Below are 20,887 nucleotides of genomic sequence, written 5' to 3' on the forward strand. Positions count from 1 at the left end.
GCCATGAAGCGGAGCGGCTACGAGCCACGTAGGTTTGCAAGTTTCCGTCGAAGATGACCTGAACGGCAAATCCAATTACTATTGAACCCTGCATTGTACTCTAGGGATCCCTTGCCATGACCAATCCAACCGATCTCAAGAATATCGGGCTCAAGGCGACCCTACCGCGCCTCAAGATTCTCGAGATCTTCCAGCACAGCCCTGTGCGTCACCTCACGGCTGAAGACGTGTACCGCAACCTGCTGCACGAAGAACTAGATATCGGCCTCGCGACGGTCTATCGCGTTCTCACACAGTTCGAGCAGGCCGGGTTGCTCACGCGCAGCAATTTCGAATCGGGCAAAGCGGTTTTTGAGCTGAACGAAGGGACGCACCACGACCATCTCGTCTGCATCGATTGCGGTCTCGTCGAGGAATTCTTCGACCCCGAAATCGAGAACCGCCAGCAGGCCATCGCGAAGCAGCGCGGTTTCCGGCTGCAGGAACATGCGCTCGCGCTCTATGGTGCGTGCACGAAAGAAAATTGCCCGCATCGCAAGCATTGACGAGGGAGTCGTCGCCGCTCACTCGCGCGGAAAAGCGAGTCGGCGCGCCGCCAGAGACATCACAACAAAAAGACCCGTTCCGAGTTGAATCGAACGGGTCTTTTTTCGTCGGGACGATCGCGGTTCGCCTCGCTACAGCACGAGGCGCCACGGTTCGGGCAATGTCTGTTCATCGCAATTCGGCCCATCGCCGCCGCGGTCGATCACGATAAAGTCGCTGACGCGATCGAGCGCGAGCAGCGGATGATGCCAGACACCTCTCGCATAATTGACGCCTTGCCAACCGTGCGTCATGAACGCCCGCAAACGCAACGGGTCCAGGTCGCCCGCCGGCGCCACCACGACCGCATAACGTACGTCGCCAACCGGCAGGAATGCCTGGCTGCCCAGCGGATGCCGCTCCATCATCGATATCTCGATCGGCAATGCGTGCGGCTGTCCGCGAAACACGTTGATCAGCGGCCGGCCATGCTCCGCGCCGACGTCGACGCGCGCGAGGTCGTGATAACGCTCGGTCGTGCCGCCATTGATCGGATAATGCCGCGCGCCGTCGAGTTCGATCACGTCGCCGAACGGCGCAAAGGCTTCGCGCGTCAAACGCTCGATTCGCAGTGTGTTCATGATCCGCTCCATAGATGCGAAAAAGGCTGCTCCGCAGAGCAGCCTTTCGAAGCAAACAGCGCCGTGGCGCGACTTACTTCGCGTTAGCGAACGCCACCGCCGTATCGAGCATGCGGTTCGAGAAGCCCCACTCGTTGTCGTACCAGCTCGACACCTTCACGAGACGGCCCGACACCTTCGTCAGCGTCGCATCGAACGTCGACGACGCCGGGTTGTGGTTGAAGTCGATCGATACGAGCGGCGCCGTGTTGTAGCCGAGAATGCCCTTCAGCGAACCTTCCGACGCTTCCTTCATGATCGCGTTCACTTCATCGACCGTCGTATCGCGCTTCGCGATAAACGACAGATCGACGATCGAAACGTTGATGGTCGGTACGCGAATCGCGTAACCGTCGAGCTTGCCCGCCAGTTCCGGCAGCACGAGACCGATCGCCGATGCGGCGCCCGTCTTGGTCGGGATCTGGCTATGCGTGGCCGAGCGCGCACGGCGCAGATCTTCGTGATAGACGTCGGTCAGCACCTGATCGTTCGTGTATGCGTGAATCGTCGTCATCAGGCCGCTTTCGAGGCCGATCTTGTCGCTCAGCGGCTTGACGAGCGGCGCGAGGCAGTTCGTCGTGCACGATGCGTTCGAGATGACCGTGTGCGCGGCCTTCAGCGCGTTGTGATTGACGCCGTAGACGATCGTCGCGTCGACGTCCTTGCCGCCCGGCGCCGAGATGATCACCTTCTTCGCGCCGCCCTTCAGGTGCGCGCTCGCCTTTTCCTTCGTCGTGAAAAAGCCCGTGCACTCCATCACGACGTCGACGCCGAGTTCGCCCCACGGCAGTTCGGCCGGGTTGCGGTTCGCGAGCACGCGGATCTTGTCGCCGTTTACGACGAGGTTCTCGCCATCCACCTTGACTTCGCCCGGGAAACGGCCATGCGCGGTGTCGTACTGGGTCAGATGCGCGTTGGTGTTAGCATCGCCGAGGTCGTTGATCGCCACGATCTGCAGGTCGTGCTTCTTGCCGTTCTCGTAGAACGCACGCAGCGTGTTCCGGCCAATCCGGCCATAGCCGTTGATTGCGACGCGAATCGTCATTGCTCTCTCCTGGTGACTAAAAAAATCTGCACGTATCTGCACGTTACGGCTGCGGCGCCGATGCGCGCATCAGCCGAGCGCGGCTTTCGCCGTCTCCACGACTTTTTCGACGGTAAAACCGAAATGCTTGAAAAGCGCACCGGCGGGCGCCGACTCGCCGAACGTGTCGATACCGACCACGCCGCCTTCGAGACCCACATACTTGCGCCAGAATTCCGTCACGCCCGCTTCGATCGCGACGCGCCGCACGCCGGCCGGCAACACGCGTTCGCGATACGCAGCGTCCTGCCGGTCGAATACGTTCGTCGACGGCATCGACACGACTCGCGCCGCGATGCCTTCGCGCGCGAGCGGCTCGACCGCTTTCATCGCAAGTTCCACTTCCGAGCCCGTCGCAATCAGGATGATCTTGCGTGCGGGCACGTCGTCGCTCCAGTCGCGCAATACGTAGCCGCCCTTCGCGATGTTCGCGATCTGCGCATCGGTGCGCTCCGAGAACTGCAGGTTCTGCCGGCTGAAAATCAGGCACGACGGACCCTTGTGTTCGATCGATTGCGTCCACGACACCGCCGTTTCGACGGTATCGGCAGGACGCCACACCGTCATATGCGGAATCAGACGCAGGCTCGCGACATGTTCGATCGACTGGTGGGTCGGACCGTCTTCGCCGAGACCGATCGAATCGTGCGTGAACACGAAAATGCTCGGCGCCTTCATCAGCGCGGCCACGCGCAGCGCGTTGCGGCTGTAGTCCGAGAACGTCAGGAACGTGCCGCCGAATGCCTTGTAACCGCCATGCACGGTGATGCCGTTCAGCGCGGCGCTCATGCCGAACTCGCGCACGCCGTAGTTCACATGATTGCCCCACTGGATGCCGCTCGCGCCTTCCTTGCGCGCGCGCACCGGTTTCGACGCCTTCCAGTTCGTGAGGTTCGAGCCGGTCAGGTCGGCCGAGCCGCCGAGCAGTTCCGGCAGCGCCGCCGCGAGACCTTCGATGGTTTGCTGCGAAGCCTTGCGCGTCGCAACGGTTTCCTTGCGCTCGTTTGCACCGGCGACGATCGCCTGCGCTTTTTGCGCCCAGTCGTCGGGCAGCTTGCCGGCCATGCGGCGCGCGAACTCGGCGGCTTCCTTCGGATACTTCGCCTGATAGTCGGCGAAACGCCTGTTCCATTCGCCTTCGACGCTTGCGCCCGATTCCTTCGCATCCCACGCCGCATAGACTTCCTGCGGAATCACGAACGGCTCCGCGGTCCAGCCGATATTCGCGCGCGTGGCCGCGATTTCGTCGGCGCCGAGCGGCGCGCCGTGCGCGTCGTGCGAGCCCGCCTTATGCGGCGCGCCTTCGCCGATCACGGTCTTGCAGCAGATCAGCGTCGGCTTGTCCGACTGCTTTGCTTTCCTGATTGCCGCGTCGACCGCTTCGACGTCGTCGCCCTTGACGTTCGGAATCACATTCCAGCCGTAGGCTTCGAAACGCTTCGGCGTGTCGTCGTGGAACCAGTTGACCACTTCGCCGTCGATCGAAATGCCGTTGTCGTCGTAGAAGCAGATCAGCTTGTTCAGCTTCAGCGTGCCCGCGAACGAACAGGCTTCGTGCGAGATGCCCTCCATCAGACATCCGTCGCCGAGGAACACATACGTGTGGTGATCGACGATCTTCGCATCCGGCTTGTTGAACTCTTCGGCCAGCAAAGCCTCCGCAAGCGCCATCCCCACCGAATTCGCCAGACCCTGGCCGAGCGGGCCCGTGGTGGTCTCGACGCCGGCCGTCATGCCGTACTCGGGGTGGCCCGGCGTCTTCGAATGCAGTTGACGGAAATTCTTGAGCTCCTCCATCGGCAGGTCGTAACCGGTCAGATGCAGCAGCGAATACAGCAGCATCGAACCGTGCCCGTTCGACAGCACGAAGCGGTCGCGATCCGCCCAGTGCGGGTTCGTCGGGTTATGACGCAGATGGCGCGACCACAGCGCGACGGCGATTTCGGCCATGCCCATCGGCATGCCGGGGTGGCCTGAATTCGCCTTCTGAACGGCATCCATCGCCAGCGCGCGAATCGCGTTGGCCATCTGGGAGGTCGGGGCGGGAGAGGAGGTCGTCATGTCTAGATCCGGAGAACGAGTCCAAAAAGCGAGGCGCGGGCGGAGGGTCCGGAAAGCCTGGCGGCCGCGGACCTCGGTCAACGCTCCAGAGACAGCATGGGGCAACTTCATTGCCCACTTCGGGCAATCCGGGAAGCGCCTGCAGGAGACGGGACGAGGCGCCAGTGACGCGGTACGGCCAGGCAATCGGATGCGGCTGAAAGCGGAATATTCTAACAGAGGATCGGCTTTGTCCCTCTTGTCGCCGGGGCGTGGCGCGGCTCTTCGGCCCTTATAATCGGCGGATCGCCAACTTGACGCGCCTAGCCTGCGCACCGCTGCTCCGTGAGCGTTTCGCTATTGTTCGAACCCGCGCCCGATGCGGTCTACGGTTTTCCGAATGCGCGTCAACTCGCGCGTGTCGATTCGCCGCACCAGCGCATCGAGGTGTGGGACACGCCTCAACTCGGCCGCCTCTTCACGCTCGACGGCCAGCCAATGACGTCTGCCGGCGACGAATTCATCTATCACGAATGCATGACCCACCCGGCCGCGCTCGCGCATCCAGCGCCGCGCGCGGCGCTCGTGCTCGGCGGCGGCGATGGCGGCGCGGCAAGGCAGCTGCTCGCGCATGCGAGCATCGAGCGGATCGTCGTCGCGGAACTCGATGACGAAGTCGTGCGGCTCACGCGCGAACACCTGCCCGACGTGCACGGCGGCGCATTCGACGATCCGCGCGTCGAACTCGTGATCGGCGATGCCGCGAAATACGTCGCGCAGTGCCTCGCGCGGCGTGCCGCTGGCGCCCCGGACGCGCTTCCGTTCGATCTCGTCGTCTTCGATCTGACGCCGCCGGATTCTCCCGCCGCGGGCCTCTATACGCCGGCCTTTTTCGCGGACCTGAAACGCATCCTCGCGCCGCAAGCGGCGCTCTCGCTGCATCTGGGCTCGCCGTACTTTCACGCCGCGCGCGTCAACGCGCTATTGACGGACCTTCAGCACGCATTCGCGATCGTTCGCCCGCTTGCCGCGTATGTGCCGCTCTACGGTTCGTTGTGGATGATGGCCATTGCAAGCGATACGCTCGACCCCGCTTTGCTCGCCGAACGGGAGCTCGCCGCACGCCTCGCGCAACGCGGACTGCGCGGGCTACGCTTCTACGATGCGGCAGTGCATGCGTCGCTGTTCGCCGCCCCACTGGCGGTGCGCGATAAACTAGGCCGATTCTTAAAGCCGTCGCCATGACAGTCATGCACAATGCCCGGCTTCATCCGTCGCCGCGATCCGTCTGCGGCCCGGCAGCGAAGTTTCTGGCAACAAACGACGGCGACGGGACGCCCACAAGGTTCAGGAGAGCTCGATGACTTCCCCACGCCCAGCCGGAGTGCCGTGGCTCACCCCGTATCTGACGGTCCGCGATGCACGCATGGCAATCGCCTTCTACGAAGCCGCACTCGGCTTTCGCGTGCGCGACAGCGTGCACGATGACGGCGCACTGATGCATGTCGAGATGACCTATCAGGATCAGCTGATCGTGATGTTCGCGCCCGAAGGCGCGTTCGGCTCGAAGGCGCGGACGCCGAAAAGCGCGAACGCCATCGCGCCGCAGTCTTTCTACCTGTACGTCGACGACGTCGATGCGGTATTCGCCCGCGCGATGGCCGCTGGCGCGAAATCGCTGAGCGAGCCGCAAGACCAGTTCTGGGGCGACCGCTTCGCGCAGATCGAGGATCCGGACGGCTACCGCTGGGCGCTTGCGCGCCATCTGTCGTAAATCAATGAGAACTTCGCTTATGCCCCGCTTTTTCGTCGGGATCGCGCTGACGTCCGGCGACGTCATCGCATTGCCTGATGATGTCAATCGCCACGTTCAGGTGTTGCGCCTGCAGCCCGGCGACACGATCACGCTGTTCAACGGAATGGGCGGCGAATATGGCGCGGAGGTCGTCGAGATGGAACGGCGCGGCTCGACGGTGCGCATCGGCGATTTTCGCGATGCCGAAGCCGAGCCGCCGTATCACCTGACGCTTGCGCAGGGCATCGCGGGCAGCGACAAGATGGACTGGCTGATCGAGAAGGCAGTCGAACTGGGCGCATCGGCATTCGCGCCGCTCACGACCACGCGCAGTGTCGTGCGGCTGTCCGGCGAACGTGCGCAGCGGCGCCAGGTGCACTGGCAGCGCATCGTGCAGGCGTCGTGCGAACAATGCGGGCGCAACCGCCTGCCGGAAGTGCTTCCGACGCGCGAGCTTGCGACGTGGCTCGGCTCGATGCCGAAAGAACCGGAAGACGGCGAACTGCGGCTCCTGCTGTCGCCGCGCGCGAGCGTGCCGTTTTCCGCGTTGACGCACGAGCCGCCGAAGCGGCGCGCATTGGTGCTGATCGGCCCCGAGGGCGGGTTTTCGGCTGCGGAAGAAGCAGCGGCAACGAGCCACGGATTCACGGCAGTGGGACTAGGGCCGCGTGTATTGCGAACCGAGACTGCCGGGATCGCGGTACTGTCGGCGCTGGCGGCGCGATGGGGCGGGTGGTAAACGCCACCGCCATTGGCAAATTCCAGCCACGCAAAGCGAAAAAAGGCTCGCCGATCGACGATCAGCGAGCCTTTTTCCTGTCCTGCGAAGCCACCGCGAGATAACCGCGGCGTGCTTCAACGCACCTTGCCCGGTTTATCGGCCGTGGCAGCGAGCTTCGTTGCAGCCATCTACATCGAAGCCGGGCGAAACACCGAAACGCACGGCGCGCTACCTGCCCGCCTGCCCGTTACCTGCCCGTTTTACGCGAACGAGTAGAACACCCTGAACGCGACCTTGCGCTCGGCCCAGAACTCCGCGGCCTCGCGGAACACGTCGAGCAGCGTTTCACGCGCCTCTTTATCGAACTTGGTCGCGACAGGCAGCGCCTCGAGCACGATCACGAAGCCCGGTTGCGCTCCCGCCTTCGCGACAAGGTCGGTCAGGCAGTCGTACAACGCGTCGTAATTCTTGCCGAAATGCTTCGGAAACAGGAATGACGTCGCGATGGTCTCCATCACCTCCTGCTTGCTTTGCGCATTGCCGCAGCAGGCAAACAGAAAATGCTGGCCGAGTTTCTGCGCTTCGTCGGCCAGATCCTGGACGCGAAAGGCGCGAATCGACTGTACGATATTCGGTCGTACGGTCGCGAAAAGACTCATGGAATCCTCGTTCGATGAATGCGCCGTACCGGCTTCGGTTCCGACCGTGTCGCCCTGACCGTCTCCGGCCTCGCGCATCTGCATGACGCGCTGGAACAGATTGCCGCTTCCGGCTGCAAAAAGATCCCTCGCGACTTTGCGGTCGTGCGCGTAGATGTTGTCGCTCATGCCGTATGTCCCGATGTCATTCAATGATGCGATTAAAACTGGCGTAGTGATCGTCGCTGTAATAACAGTTGTCGGTTCGCCTCAACGGGCCACCGCAGACGATGCGGCGCGCTCCGCGGTTATGCGCGCGCGGCGTGGGAACGGTGTATTCGTGGTAATAGCCCCGCTGGCGTGGCGGCAGCAAGCGCTCGCGATTGCCGAATACGACGCCATCCTTCTCATACGGGTAAGGCCCGCCCGCTGCAATCAAGTTCAACGTTTTGACTGCTTCCGGCGGCAACTGCGCTACCGCGACGGTGTCAGCGCTGCCCGGTACGGTGAGGTCGCGGCCGAAGGCCACGGACACGGCGCCAGGCGCAAAACCGCTGCACAGACCGCCGACCGACAGGACGGCGACCAGCACGCCGTTGCGAAGCCACCTGCGTGCCATGAATCAGGGTTCCCGCTGTTAGATCACGAGTTTGACGACCATGAAAGACGTAAGGGTATCGCTAATGGACCCCGGAAGCAACGCTCGTTCGGAAAATGAAAGGTTTTAAACGTAACGGCCGCGAGCACGCGTGAATCTCGCATCGCATGCCTGCCGCCGCCTCGACCCGCCTTGACAACTCTTTACACCGGGTCTTATCTCAAACAAGATAAAATTCAACCAAGGCGAGATGCGGGGCAGTACCTCATGCCTCCTTGCCCCAGGCGATCCGCAAAACGGAATGCCAGCATCCGGCCTTTTTTGGGTGAATCGATCCCCTGCTCACCCTAGGCGTGCCCATTGCGGGCACGCCCTTTTTTGCGGGTGGATGGCGGATCGAGATGAGGCGAGGCCAACGGTGTGGCCTCAGGTGACGAGCGGATAACGCTCAGTTGATATTTAACGCGTGGCGTTCACATCCGCCACGAGCAGCGCCGTCATATTGACGATCCGCCGCACCGTTGCCGATGCCGTCAGCACATGCACGGGCTTCGCGGCGCCGAGCAGGATCGGACCGATCGCAATGTTGTTGCCCGCGGCCGTCTTCAGCAGGTTGTACGAAATATTCGCCGCGTCGATGTTCGGCAGCACGAGCAGGTTCGCGTCGCCTTCGAGCGTCGATTCGGGCAGGATCTCGCGGCGCAGGTTCGCGTCGAGCGCGACGTCGCCGTGCATTTCGCCGTCCACTTGCAGGTCGGGCGCATGCTCTTTCAGCATGGCGAGCACTTCACGCATCTTCTGTGCGGAAGCCGCGTTGCTCGTGCCGAAGTTCGAATGCGAGACCAGCGCAACCTTCGGCTCGATGCCGAAGCGCCGCACTTCCTCGGCCGCCATCACGGTGATCTCGCACAGTTGCGCAGGCGTCGGATCGACGTTCACGTGCGTGTCGACGAGGAAGATCTGCCGGTTCGGCAGCACGAGCGCGTTCATTGCCGCATAGACGCTCGCGTTTTCCTTCTTGCCGATCACCTGATCGATAAAGTGCAGATGACGATGCGTCGTGCTGATCGTGCCGCAAATCATGCCGTCCGCTTCGCCCTTTTTCACGAGCATCGAGCCGATCAGCGTCGTGCGGCGGCGCATTTCGAGCTTCGCCATCTGCTCGCTGATGCCCTTGCGCGCCATCATCTTCGCGTAGGTCTGCCAGAAATCGCGATAGCGCTCGTCGTGATCCGTGTTCACGATCGTGTAATCCTGGCCCGCCACGAGACGCAGGCCATAGCGCGCGATGCGCTGTTCGATCACGGCCGGCCGGCCGATCAGGATTGGCTTCGCGAGCTTTTCGTCGACGACGATCTGCACCGCACGCAGCACGCGCTCTTCTTCACCCTCGGCGAACACGATGCGCTTCTTCTCGGGCCCGACGCTGCGCGCGAGCTGGAAGATCGGCTTCATCGTCGTGCCGCTGTGATAGACGAACTGCTGCAGATGCTGTTCGTACGCGTCCATGTCTTCGATCGGACGCGTCGCGACACCCGACTCCATCGCCGCTTTCGCGACAGCCGGCGCGACCTTCACGATCAGGCGCGGATCGAACGGCTTCGGAATCAGATACTCGGGACCGAACGACAGGTCCTGGATGCCGTACGCGGTTGCGACGATATCGCTCTGCTCCTGGCGCGCGAGTTCGGCGATCGCGTTGACCGCGGCGATTTCCATTTCACGCGTGATGGTCGTTGCGCCCACATCGAGTGCGCCGCGGAAAATGAACGGAAAGCACAGAACGTTGTTGACCTGGTTCGGATAGTCGGTGCGGCCCGTGGCGATCACCGCATCGGGGCGCACTTCGCGCGCGACTTCCGGCAGGATTTCCGGCGTCGGATTCGCGAGCGCCAGAATGAGCGGCTTGTCCGCCATCTGTTTGACCATTTCCGGCTTCAGCACGCCCGCCGCCGACAGGCCGAGGAACACATCCGCACCGGCGATCACTTCGGCAAGCGCGCGCGCCTTCGTTTCGCGTGCGAAGCGTTCCTTGTCCGGATCCATCAGCTCGGCGCGGCCCTTGTAGACGACGCCCGCGAGGTCGGTCACGGTGATGTTTTCGAGCGGCAGGCCAAGGTCGACGAGCAGATCGAGACACGCGAGCGCGGCCGCGCCGGCGCCGGACGCGACAAGGCTCACTTCGTGAATATTCTTGCCGACCACCTTGAGGCCGTTGAGAATGGCCGCCGCAACGACGATTGCCGTGCCGTGCTGGTCGTCGTGGAAGACCGGAATCTTCATGCGCTTGCGCGCTTCGCGCTCGACGATGAAGCAGTCCGGCGCCTTGATGTCTTCGAGATTGATGCCGCCGAAGGTCGGCTCGAGCGCGGCGATCACGTCGACGAGCTTGTGCGGGTCCATCTCGTTGAGCTCGATGTCGAACACGTCGATGCCGGCAAACTTCTTGAAGAGCGCGGCCTTGCCTTCCATGACCGGCTTCGATGCGAGCGGCCCGATATTGCCGAGACCGAGCACCGCCGTGCCGTTCGTGACCACGCCGACCAGGTTGCTGCGCGCAGTGAAGCGCGCCGCATTGAGCGGATTCTCAACGATTTCTTCGCACGCGAACGCGACGCCCGGCGAATACGCAAGCGCAAGATCGCGCTGGTTGATCATCTGCTTGGTGGGCGAGACCGCGATCTTTCCCGGCGTCGGAAATTCGTGATAATCGAGCGCGGCTTCACGGAGTTTGCTGTTGGCGGAATTCGACATAAGCGAGCCTGAATTGGCAGATTAGAATAGAAGTTCGACGGCATTGTAGCGCCAATCCCACAATACGAGCCTTTCAATCCGGGAACAACAGCTACGACCCAGACACTGCTAAAACGCGCATCCGTACCGATCGCATCGCAACATTCAAAAGTATGTTGTGATCCTGAATGCAATGCGTGGCTCAAGTCGCTAACCGTACTCCGGACCCTTACCTCATGCTTTCCGAGTTCTCGCTGATCGACCGCTTTTTCGCGCGCCGGGCCGCGCGTGCACGTTCTGCGTCAGGCCCGGCAGACAGCGCGAACAGCGCGCTTCGCGAACGCGCTATCACACTCGGAATCGGCGACGATTGCGCGCTGATCGCGCCGCCCGCGGGCGAAATGATGGCGATATCGACGGACATGCTCGTCGAAGGCCGGCACTTTTTCGCCGACGTCGAGCCGCGCGCGCTCGGTCACAAGGCGCTCGCCGTGAATCTGTCGGACCTTGCCGCGATGGGCGCAAAACCGCTTGCGTTCACGCTCGCGTTCTCGCTGCCGCGCGCAGACGAAACATGGCTCGCCGCTTTCAGCGACGGCCTGTTCGATCTCGCCGAACGCTGCGACTGCGAACTGGTCGGCGGCGATACGACGCGCGGACCGCTCAATCTGTGCATCACCGTGTTCGGCTCGGTGCCGGCTCATGTTGCACTGCGTCGAGATGCGGCCCGCGAAGGCGACGACATCTGGGTGTCGGGCACGCTCGGCGACGCGCGCGCCGGGCTCGGCATCGCACGCGGCGAATGGCAAGCGAATGCGAACGACGCCGCATACTTTCGTCAAGCGCTCGAGCGCCCCGAACCGCGCATCGAACTCGGCCTCGCGTTACGCGGCCTCGCGCATGCGGCGCTCGATATTTCGGACGGACTGGCCGGCGATCTCATGCATATCCTCGAACGCTCGCGAATGAATGCGACGGTCGATGCGGACGCGCTGCCGCGCTCGGCGCAATTGAGCCGGCTGCCGGCCGATGTGCAGCGCCGCTGCACCGTCGCGGGCGGCGACGATTACGAGTTGTGCTTCACGGCCCCGGTCGCCGCGCGCGCTTCAATTGAAAAAGTCAGTGACAACGTGGGCATTCGCGCGACCCGCATCGGTACAATAACCGCTCCCGAACCGCCCGCCGCCGCGCCCACGATTACGTGGCACGATGCAGCGGGCGCGCCGCTTACATTGACGTTGCAAAGCTTCGATCATTTCCATGCAGACTGAACCTTCGTTCGGTTCCGCGAGCGGTTCCGCTTCCGGTAGCCGGGCCACCGGTGAGCCGGCGGCTTCGAGCGCCACGGAATCCGGCGCTACGATGCCTGGCGCATCGGCGTCCAATGCATCGGCATCCGGCGCTCCGGACGCGAACCGCCCGGCATCCGATCATGCAACGGCCGCCGGCACAAACGCGCCGCGCGACGCCAACGGCGTCGACAATCGCGGGCCGCGCAAGCCGGGCCCGCGCCGCGCGACGGCCCGCTTCATGTTGTCGCATCCGCTGCATCTGTTCTCGCTCGGCTTCGGCAGCGGGCTATCGCCGGTCGTACCCGGCACGATCGGTACGCTCTTCGCATGGGCATCGTTCGCGGTGTTCGCCGAACGTCTCACGGTCATCGAGTGGGGCATTCTCATCGTGGCGGGATTTTTCGGCGGAATCGCGGCCTGCGCCTTTACCGCGAACCGTCTTGGCATCGACGATCCGTCGCCGATCGTCTGGGACGAAATCGTCGCGTTCTGGCTCGTGCTGCTGATGGTCGCGCCGACATCGCTGACCGGCCAGCTCTGGGCATTCGTGCTGTTCCGTTTCTTCGATATGGTGAAACCGCCGCCGATCCGTTACTTCGACCGCAGACTGAAAGGCGGTTTCGGCATCATGTTCGATGATCTCGTCGCCGCGTTCTTCACGTTGCTCGTGATTGCGCTGTGGCGAATGGCGGTCTGAGGCGGCACGCCTTCATCAGACCCACGGAGCCGGAAAACCAGCGAAACACTGAGCGGGATACAGCATGCCTACCGATACCGTCGTTCACCAACTCGCTATCCGCGTCGGCAACCGCCTGCGCGATGAGCGTCTGATGCTCGCGACCGCCGAGTCGTGCACGGGCGGCATGGTCGCAACCGCGATCACCGATATTTCGGGCAGCAGCGGCTGGTTCGAGCGCGGCTTCGTCACGTATTCGAACCAGGCGAAAAGCGAAATGATCGGTGTACCCGCCGACATGATCGACAAGCACGGCGCGGTCAGCGAGCCCGTCGCGCGTGCAATGGCGGAAGGCGCGCTGCGCAACAGCCGCGCGCAGGTGTCGCTGGCGATTACGGGCATTGCAGGGCCGGGCGGCGGAACAGAGACGAAGCCGGTCGGCATGGTGTCGTTCGGCTGGAGCAACCGGCTGCATACGGTGGTGGAAACGCTCGTGTTCAAGGGCGATCGCGAGCGAATTCGCGTGCAGGCGGCCGAGCACGCGCTGCGCGGCATGCTCAAATTGCTGGATGAAAGGGAGCGCTGAGGCGTTCTGTTGGTGAAGTTTGATCCTTCACGTCCGTCGCCCGCCGTGTGTGCCTGACCGTGCGCGCCTGACCGCCCGCGCGAAGCAAACGCGATCCCGACCGGAACGACCGACGAACTGCCGACGAACCATCGCCAAACCATGTCCACGAACGCCCATTCGAAAGACGAACTGATCCGCCGCTTCGACTTGCAGCCGCATCCGGAAGGCGGCTATTACCGCGAAACGTATCGCGCCGCGCAGACCATCCACCGTGCGGAAAACGCGAATGAACCGCGCGCTGCGTCGACAGCGATCTACTACATGCTGTGCGACGGTGCGTATTCACGCTGGCATCGGCTGAAGTCAGACGAAGTCTGGCACTTCTATGCAGGCGATCCGCTTCTCGTGCATGTGCTCGACCGGCAAGGGAAGCTCACGACCCATCGCCTTGGCAACGCGCTCACGCATCCGGACACGGTGTTTCAGGCACTCGTGCTGGGCGGCGACTGGTTCGCGGCCGAGTGCGAAGACCCGGCCAGCTTTGCCGTGGTCGGCTGCACGGTCGCGCCGGGCTTCGAATTCAGCGAGTTCGAAGTAGGCGACGTCGCGCAACTGCAGGTGCAGTTTCCGGCGCATCGGGATCTGCTTGTGCGGCTTGGACCGGTGAAAGGCGCAGCGTAAAGACACGCAGGACACGCAGGACACGTAAGCCCGCGGCGGCGCCAGGCGCCGCAAATATCGAAAAGCGAGCGCCGCGCCGCCTGTGCAATCAGCGATACGCGTTGATCGAATCGCGTGTCTTCTGTGCGGCCGCAGCCGCCGCTTCCGCGTAATCGTCACCGTTGCCCGCGTAAATAATCGCGCGCGACGAATTGATCAGCATGCCCGTGCCGGCCGCGGTGCGCCCTGCGTGCACCGTCGCTTCGACGTCGCCGCCCTGCGCGCCGATACCGGGAATCAGCAGCGGCATATCGGAGACGAGACCGCGCACCACTTCGATTTCCTTCGGAAACGTCGCGCCGACCACGAGGCCCAACTGGCCGTTCGTGTTCCATTTCTGTGCCGCGAGCTGCGCGACCGTCTGATAAAGCGGCCGGCCGCCCGCATCGAGAAACTGCAGATCGGAGCCACCCGGATTCGACGTTCGGCACAGCACGATCACGCCCTTGTCCTTGTGTTCGAGATACGGTTCGAGCGAATCGAAGCCCATATACGGGTTCACCGTCACCGCATCCGCGCGATACCGGTCGAACGCTTCACGCGCGTATTGCTCGGCCGTGCTGCCGATGTCGCCGCGCTTCGCGTCGAGAATCACCGGAAGCTCCGGGTGTTTCAGATGAATGTGCGCGATCAGTTGCTCGAGCTGATCTTCGGCGCGATGCGCGGCGAAGTACGCGATCTGCGGCTTGAACGCGCATGCATACGGCGCCGTCGCATCGACGATCCTGCGGCAAAAATCGAAGATCGCATCGGACCGGTTCGCGAGCGCGCCGGGAAACTTCGCCGGCTCCGGATCGAGCCCGACGCACAGCAGCGAGTTCGAGTTTTGCCAGGCGAGATTGAGCGACTGAATGAAGGATGAGGTCATGGTGGAACCCGGGTGAAACCCGTGCGGGCATCGAATGCAGGAAAGGCGCGTATTTTACTCGCGCGCAATCGACATGCGTCCAATGCGCGACTCGCGGCGAGTATCGCGAGGGCGGTCATGTGCCCCGCCGCTCGCGCTTGAACTCACTGCCTGCGCGCACCTCGGCCGCCCGCAAACGCCCGGAGGCCGACATGCTCGACCGCAAACCGGAATGTCCGCGACAGGCGCTCGCCGCGCGCAAGCAGGGTCATGCCGTGTTCGGCCGCACCGCCCGGCAGGTTCATCGCGTTGATCGGGTGATCGACGGGCTCGAAGCAGAAAAAGTCTTCACCGGGCGGCGTGTAAAGCACGTAGTAATCGGTGCTCGACGACACCGTCAGCGACAATCGCCGCTTCGGCCACACGACCGTCGCGTGCCCGCTCCAGTCGGTGAATGCGTGGTTGACCATCGTGCGCGGCAACGGATACGCGACGCCGAACTGCCACGCAGGCGGCACCGGCACCTGGCGCACCGGCAGCCAGTCGTCGCCGGAAAGCCACAGGCCCGCGGCGGCCGCCGACAGTTGCGTATCGTCGTCGCGCACCAGAAACGGATGCACGCCGAGACCGAACGGCAACGTGTCGCGACCGACGTTCTCGATATCGAGCGTGATCACGAGCGTCGGGCCATCGAGCGTGTAGCTCTGCGCGGCCCGATAGGCGTACGGCTTGCCGTCGCTGCGATCGAGTGTGAGACGCACGCCTTCCTGCCCCATGTCGGCCACGTGCCACGACGCGAGCCACCCGTCGCCATGAATCGGCAGCGATTCGCCGGTGCGATTGCACGGCACGTCGACGGTGCGGCCGCCCACGCTGAAGCGCCCGCCGCCGATCCGGTTCGAATACGGCAGCATCGAATAACAGGCAAGCTCGTTCGCATCGGTCTGCGGACTCACATGACGGCAACGCCGGAACACCGGCACCAGATTGCCTTCGCTGCGCCAGTCGAAGCGCGTGACGCCGCCGCCGAGATGCGGCGCGACGTCGACACGCAAGTACGCATTGGCGAGCGTCACGTTGTCGATTTCGCCGGCATTCGACGCGCCGATCGCAACGGCCGACGTACTCGGCCCGGCCAGCACCGGATGCGTCGCCGCCTGGAGCCGCGCGCGGCGCGTCTGAGTGGGCGAAGCGGAAGGAGTAGAAGAAGCGGAAGAAGCGGAAGAAGACGGGACAGCGGTATTCGCGACAGTCATGTCAAAGCTCCCTTCGAGAGGCATCGAATGTCGCCGTCATGGACGGCGGCTATGCGGGCGGCGCGGCGAACCGGCCGCCTCTTTGGTTTGTGCCAGCTGAACTTTAAATCACGCGGCGGCGCACCTCTAGCGTGGGATACCCTCGAATACGGGCTCCGGCAGTCCGCGCCGCGCCGGCGTTGCGATAAACACGCCGCCTGCAAGCGGATTTCTGCGCAGCGCATCGGCATCGAGACCGACGCGCGCGCTCGTCACATAAAGCGTCGCCAGCCGCGCGCCGCCAAGCGCTACACAACTAGGCTGCGCGGTCGGCACGATCACGCGCTCCGTTTCGACGCCGTTCGCATCGTAGCGTACGACGCGAGCGCCGCCCCAATGCGCATTCCATAAGCCGCCTTCGGCATCGACGGTCGAACCGTCGGGCTCGCCCGTGGCATCGGCGAGCCGCACGAACAGGCGCTCGTTCGACACGCGTCCGTGCGCGCCATAATCGCACGCACGGATCTCGCGGGTCGGCGAGTCGCAAAAATACATCGTCGCGCCGTCGGGACTGAACGCGATGCTGTTCGAAATCGCCGGCGCCGGCAACGGCAGCCGCTCGAGCGTCAGATCGCGATTAAGCCGGTAAAAGCCGCCGATCGGCCGCGCCGGGGCGCCTTCATCCTTGGTGCCGAACACGAAGCGCCCCTGGCGGTCGCACCGGCCATCGTTGACACGCGTGTTCAGACCCGCTTCGATTTCGACGATCGTCTCGATCCCGCCCGTCGCGAGATCGAAGAAGGCAAGGCGCGACGCGAGACCCAGCAGCAGATAGTGCGGATCGGCGCACAGCGCGAACGTAGCGAGGCGCTCGGGCATGGTCCACGACGTGCTGCTCGCATCGCGCGGATCGTAACGCCACAAGCGCGCGCCTTCGATGTCGACCCAGTAGAAGCGGCCGGTTCTCGCGCACCACGTGGCGCCTTCTCCGAGCGCGCATTTCGCGTCGATCGCGAGCGCCGCATGCCGTTCCCGTTGCGCTTCCCGTTTGCGCTCCGATGCTTTCGCCTGCATGACTGCATCTCCGCTCATGCCCATCCTCCGTCGACAATCATGTCCTGCGCGGTGATCATCCGGCTATCGTCGGCGGCGAGAAACAGCGCCATGCGCGCGATATCGTCCGGCATCAGTTCCGCGTCGATGCACTGCCCTTCCTTGATCGCGCGGCGGCCCGCATCGTCGACCCACAGGCGTTTCTGTTTTTCCGTCATCACCCAGCCCGGCACCAGCGAATTGACGCGAATATGGAACGGCCCGAGATCGCGTGCGAGGCCGCGCGTGAGCCCTTGCACCGCCGATTTCGCCATCAGATAGACAGGCAGGTTGCCGTTTTTCAGCATCCAGCTGATCGAGCCGAGATTGATGATCGAGCCGCCGCCGGCCGCTTTCATATCGTCGGCCACCGCCTGCGCGGCGAAAAACTGATGCCGCACGTTCACGGCAATGCTCGCGTCGAACGATTCGGCCGTCACGTCCGCGATCTTGTGGCGCTTGTCGTTCGCCGCATTGTTGACGAGCACCAGGATCGGCCCGAGCGCCGCGCGGACATCGGCAATCGCCTTTTGCAGCGCGTCGATATCGGTCACGTCGCAGCGCGCGAACAGCGGCTTGTGCCGCGAATCGCCGAGTTCGTCGGCGAGCGCGTCGCCGGCCGTTTCGTCGATATCGAAGAACGCGACGCGCGCGCCCTGCGCGGCGAAATGCTCGACGAAGGCCGCGCCGATGCCGGTCGCACCGCCCGTGATCAGCACCGTACGGTCCGCGAGGCTCGGATAGTGCGCATAGACATCGGCGGCATGCCGTGCGCTTGCATTGGCAGGAGACGACATCGTTCGATTCCCCTAAAGATCGATCACACGTTGCGCTTCAGTGCTCGTCGATTGCACTTCGATTGCGTGTCGAAATTGCGTATCGCAATTGCTATCAATCGCGCGAACCACGGTTCTTCAACTGGTCGAGCAGCACGGCGGCGAGCAGGATCGCACCGCGCACGAGGTACTGATAGAACGCATCGATATTGAGCAGGTTCATCACGTTCTCGACCGTGCCCATGATCAGCACGCCGATCACCACACCCGAGATCGTCGCGCGACCGCCGAGCAGCGACACGCCGCCGAGCACGCACGCGGAGATCACGTTCAGCTCGAAGCCTTCGGCCGCATTCGGCTGGCCCGACGTGATGCGCGACGCAAGAATCACACCGGCCAGTGCCGTCACCGCGCCCTGAATCAGGAAGATATATACACGCGTGCGTTCGACGTTGATACCGGCCAACCGCGACGCTTCCGGATTGCCGCCGATCGCGAGCGTATTGCGGCCGTAGACGGTCTGATTGAGCATCACGCCGAACACGATAAAGCAGCACAGCGTGACCCAGATCGGCAGCGAGACGCCGAAGAACGTCAGGCCGCCGAGCGCGATAAACGTATCGGACGACACGCCGACCGCCTGCCCGTGCGACACGATAAAGCCGAGGCCGCGCACGATTTCCATCGTCGCGAGCGTCGTGATCAGCGCGTTGATGCGCAAGTATGCGATCACGGCGCCGTTCACGAAGCCGATCACGGCGCCGGCCGCGACCGCGGCGACGATCGCAATGAACGTATTGTTCGTCGCATTGAGCACCATTGCGCACAGCACGCCGGCAAACGCGACGGTCGAACCCACGGACAGATCGAAATCGCGCGACGCGAGACAGAACATCATCGTGCACGCGACCATGCCGATCTGCGAGATCGACAGCGCGAGGCCGAGCATATTCTCGATCGAAAAGAAGTGATCGACCGTCAGCGACATCGTGATGAACATGATGGCGAAGATCACGATGAGGCTGTACTCGGTAATCTGCTGCCACCATTTCTGGCGGTCGTTCGCCTGCGGAATCAGCGCTTCGGCGGCGCTTTTCGCCGCCTGTTGCGCGAGGTTTTCTTGAGCTTGTTGCATGTCGTTGCTCCTCAGACTTCAGGCCGCCTGCGCGGTCTCGGATACTGTCGAACTCTTCGGCAAGGCGAGGTTCAGCACCGATTGCTCGGTCGCCGCGCCGCGCGCCAGCTCGCCGGAAATGCGGCCTTGCCGCATCACGACGATGCGATCGGAAACGCCGAGTACTTCCGGCAATTCCGACGAAATCATCACGATCGCGCAGCCGCGCTGCGCGAGCTCGTAGATCACGTTGTAAATCTCGTGCTTCGCACCGACGTCGATACCGCGCGTCGGTTCGTCGAGAATCACGACCTTCAGATCGGGCTCCGCAAGCCAGCGCGACAGAATCGCTTTCTGCTGGTTGCCGCCCGACAGGAAGCGGATTTTCTGGCGGCGGCTCGGCGTCTTGATCTTCAGAAGCTTGATAAAGCGGTCCGCCGTTTCGGCTTCCTTCTTGCGATCGAGGAAAATGCCCGCGCGCAGATAGTGGCGCCGGCAACTGATATTGATGTTCTCCGCCACCGACGCGATCGCGACGATGCCCTCTTCCTTGCGGTCTTCGGGGCACAGCACGATGCCCTGGCGAATCGCGTCGCCCGCGCTTTTCACCTTGATCGGCTTGCCGTCGAGCGTCAGTTGCCCGCCCTTTTTCGGATCGTCGCCGTACACGAGGTGCATCAGTTCGCTGCGGCCCGCGCCGACCAGACCGAAAAAGCCGACGATCTCGCCGCGCCGCACCTCGAAGCTCGCCGGCTCCGTCAGCGGACCGCCTTCGATGGCCTTCGCCGAGAAGCGCACTTCGCCGAGTTCGCGCGGCGTGTAGTTATAGATGTCCGAAATCTCGCGGCCCACCATTTCGCTGACGATCGTGTCGCGGCTCACGCCTTCGAGCGTCTCGTGCGAGGCAACCTTGCGGCCGTCGCGGAAAATCGTGCACGCGTCGCACAGCCGATAGATCTCGTCCATGCGGTGCGAGATATAGATCAGCGCGCGATTGTCGGCGCGCAGATCGCGCACGAGCTTGAACAGCACTTCGGTTTCGCGATGCGACAGCGAGCTCGTCGGCTCGTCGAGCGCGATCACGCGCGCATTGCGCATCAGCGCCTTGCAGATTTCGACCATCTGCCGCTGCGCGATAGACAGCTTGCGCAGCTTCGCATCCGGGTTCAGATCGACCCCCATCGCGGCGAGCTGCTCGCGCACATAGCGCTTCGCATGGCGCTTGTTGACCCAGCCGAGCGCATTGGGCAGGCGGCCGAGCATCAGGTTCTCCGCGACCGTCAGATCCGGCACGTACTGCAATTCCTGGTGAATCACCGCGATACCGGCCGCAATCGACGCACCGGCGCTGCCGAAGTGCACTTCGTTGCCGTCGATCAGGACCCGCCCCGAGTCCGGCTGATATTCGCCGCCGAGAATCTTGAGCAGGGTCGATTTCCCCGCGCCGTTCTCGCCCATCAGGCCGTGCACCTGGCCCGCATGCACGTCGAACGAAATGCCGTCGAGCGCGCGTACGCCTGGAAACACCTTGCCGATATTGTCAAAACGCAGCGTCGCTGACACTTCGCCTCCTGTTGCCACTTGTGATTGCACGGGTTTGCCGCCGGGGGTGTGCCCGTCCCAAACCGGTGATACGCACCGCCGGCGCACAAACGCGCCCCGGTTGTCGTTGCGCGGCGTGCGCTCATACGATCGGTTCATCCGCAAAACGCGCGGACGTCATGGCCGTCCACGCGCTTTGCCGTTACTGCAC

20 protein-coding genes are annotated in these 20,887 nt (G+C 63.4%); 8 read left to right on the top strand and 12 right to left on the bottom strand.

The window, feature by feature from the left end; genetic code table 11:
• Window positions 1-116 precede the first annotated feature (116 nt).
• Entirely contained in the window at window positions 117-545 is a 429-nt protein-coding gene (gene fur / locus BTO02_RS17910; RefSeq protein ID WP_075158160.1) for a ferric iron uptake transcriptional regulator, read from the top strand.
• A 132-nt stretch (window positions 546-677) separates the two neighbouring features.
• Here the strand turns inward: fur and BTO02_RS17915 are convergent, their stop codons facing one another.
• The 3 genes from BTO02_RS17915 to tkt all read right to left on the bottom strand — a co-directional run bounded on the left by BTO02_RS17915 (window position 678) and on the right by tkt (window position 4,350).
• Window positions 678-1,166, bottom strand: a complete 489-nt coding sequence (locus BTO02_RS17915; protein WP_075158983.1) for an ureidoglycolate lyase — start codon at window positions 1,164-1,166, stop codon at window positions 678-680.
• A gap of 73 nt (window positions 1,167-1,239) precedes the next feature.
• Window positions 1,240-2,250, bottom strand: coding sequence for a type I glyceraldehyde-3-phosphate dehydrogenase (gap, locus tag BTO02_RS17920; protein WP_075158161.1), 1,011 nt, complete (start codon window positions 2,248-2,250; stop codon window positions 1,240-1,242).
• A 69-nt stretch (window positions 2,251-2,319) separates the two neighbouring features.
• A complete protein-coding gene (gene tkt / locus BTO02_RS17925; protein ID WP_075158162.1) occupies window positions 2,320-4,350 on the bottom strand; it encodes a transketolase in 2,031 nt (676 codons plus the stop codon).
• Between the two features lie 324 nt (window positions 4,351-4,674).
• Here tkt and speE point away from each other — a divergent pair, with 324 nt between their 5' ends.
• From speE to BTO02_RS17940, 3 genes are all read left to right on the top strand, one after another.
• Window positions 4,675-5,574: a polyamine aminopropyltransferase gene (gene speE, locus BTO02_RS17930; protein ID WP_075158163.1), complete on the top strand. Its 900-nt coding sequence runs from the start codon at window positions 4,675-4,677 to the stop codon at window positions 5,572-5,574.
• A gap of 115 nt (window positions 5,575-5,689) precedes the next feature.
• A complete protein-coding gene (locus BTO02_RS17935; RefSeq protein WP_075158164.1) occupies window positions 5,690-6,103 on the top strand; it encodes a VOC family protein in 414 nt (137 codons plus the stop codon).
• Window positions 6,104-6,122: 19 nt separating this feature from the next.
• Complete coding sequence (locus tag BTO02_RS17940) at window positions 6,123-6,863, top strand: 16S rRNA (uracil(1498)-N(3))-methyltransferase (RefSeq protein ID WP_075158165.1); 741 nt, start codon at window positions 6,123-6,125, stop codon at window positions 6,861-6,863.
• A 242-nt stretch (window positions 6,864-7,105) separates the two neighbouring features.
• Here BTO02_RS17940 and BTO02_RS17945 read toward each other — a convergent pair whose 3' ends face one another.
• The 3 genes from BTO02_RS17945 to BTO02_RS17955 form a co-directional block, all read right to left on the bottom strand.
• Window positions 7,106-7,672 (bottom strand): barstar family protein, encoded by a 567-nt coding sequence (locus BTO02_RS17945; RefSeq protein ID WP_075158166.1) that lies wholly within the window; start codon window positions 7,670-7,672, stop codon window positions 7,106-7,108.
• A gap of 16 nt (window positions 7,673-7,688) precedes the next feature.
• On the bottom strand, window positions 7,689-8,102 hold the full coding sequence (locus BTO02_RS17950; protein WP_075158167.1) for a ribonuclease: 414 nt from the start codon (window positions 8,100-8,102) through the stop codon (window positions 7,689-7,691).
• Between the two features lie 438 nt (window positions 8,103-8,540).
• Window positions 8,541-10,835 (bottom strand): NADP-dependent malic enzyme, encoded by a 2,295-nt coding sequence (locus tag BTO02_RS17955; RefSeq protein WP_075158168.1) that lies wholly within the window; start codon window positions 10,833-10,835, stop codon window positions 8,541-8,543.
• Window positions 10,836-11,050: 215 nt separating this feature from the next.
• Between BTO02_RS17955 and thiL the strand changes: the two genes are divergently transcribed.
• From thiL to BTO02_RS17975, 4 genes are all read left to right on the top strand, one after another.
• Window positions 11,051-12,085 (top strand): thiamine-phosphate kinase, encoded by a 1,035-nt coding sequence (gene thiL, locus BTO02_RS17960; RefSeq protein ID WP_075158169.1) that lies wholly within the window; start codon window positions 11,051-11,053, stop codon window positions 12,083-12,085.
• A 91-nt stretch (window positions 12,086-12,176) separates the two neighbouring features.
• Window positions 12,177-12,803, top strand: a complete 627-nt coding sequence (locus BTO02_RS17965) for a phosphatidylglycerophosphatase A family protein (protein WP_198039260.1) — start codon at window positions 12,177-12,179, stop codon at window positions 12,801-12,803.
• A gap of 64 nt (window positions 12,804-12,867) precedes the next feature.
• Window positions 12,868-13,368 carry a CinA family protein gene (locus BTO02_RS17970; protein ID WP_075158170.1) on the top strand — a complete coding sequence of 167 codons (501 nt, stop codon included), beginning with the start codon at window positions 12,868-12,870 and terminating at the stop codon, window positions 13,366-13,368.
• Between the two features lie 141 nt (window positions 13,369-13,509).
• A complete protein-coding gene (locus BTO02_RS17975; RefSeq protein WP_075158171.1) occupies window positions 13,510-14,031 on the top strand; it encodes a cupin domain-containing protein in 522 nt (173 codons plus the stop codon).
• An 88-nt stretch (window positions 14,032-14,119) separates the two neighbouring features.
• Here the strand turns inward: BTO02_RS17975 and pyrF are convergent, their stop codons facing one another.
• From pyrF to araG, 6 genes are all read right to left on the bottom strand, one after another.
• A complete protein-coding gene (gene pyrF / locus BTO02_RS17980) occupies window positions 14,120-14,938 on the bottom strand; it encodes an orotidine-5'-phosphate decarboxylase (RefSeq protein WP_075158172.1) in 819 nt (272 codons plus the stop codon).
• A 143-nt stretch (window positions 14,939-15,081) separates the two neighbouring features.
• Window positions 15,082-16,173, bottom strand: a complete 1,092-nt coding sequence (locus tag BTO02_RS17985) for an aldose 1-epimerase (RefSeq protein WP_075158173.1) — start codon at window positions 16,171-16,173, stop codon at window positions 15,082-15,084.
• A 126-nt stretch (window positions 16,174-16,299) separates the two neighbouring features.
• A complete protein-coding gene (locus BTO02_RS17990; protein ID WP_075158985.1) occupies window positions 16,300-17,226 on the bottom strand; it encodes an SMP-30/gluconolactonase/LRE family protein in 927 nt (308 codons plus the stop codon).
• Window positions 17,227-17,240: 14 nt separating this feature from the next.
• Window positions 17,241-18,041, bottom strand: a complete 801-nt coding sequence (locus BTO02_RS17995; protein ID WP_075158174.1) for an SDR family NAD(P)-dependent oxidoreductase — start codon at window positions 18,039-18,041, stop codon at window positions 17,241-17,243.
• A gap of 94 nt (window positions 18,042-18,135) precedes the next feature.
• On the bottom strand, window positions 18,136-19,155 hold the full coding sequence (gene araH / locus BTO02_RS33905) for an L-arabinose ABC transporter permease AraH (RefSeq protein ID WP_083615175.1): 1,020 nt from the start codon (window positions 19,153-19,155) through the stop codon (window positions 18,136-18,138).
• A gap of 18 nt (window positions 19,156-19,173) precedes the next feature.
• A complete protein-coding gene (gene araG, locus BTO02_RS33910) occupies window positions 19,174-20,697 on the bottom strand; it encodes an L-arabinose ABC transporter ATP-binding protein AraG (protein WP_083615176.1) in 1,524 nt (507 codons plus the stop codon).
• Window positions 20,698-20,887 lie beyond the last annotated feature (190 nt).

The sequence above is a fragment of the Paraburkholderia sp. SOS3 genome (genome assembly GCF_001922345.1).
In the GTDB taxonomy this organism is placed as follows: Bacteria; Pseudomonadota; Gammaproteobacteria; order Burkholderiales; family Burkholderiaceae; genus Paraburkholderia.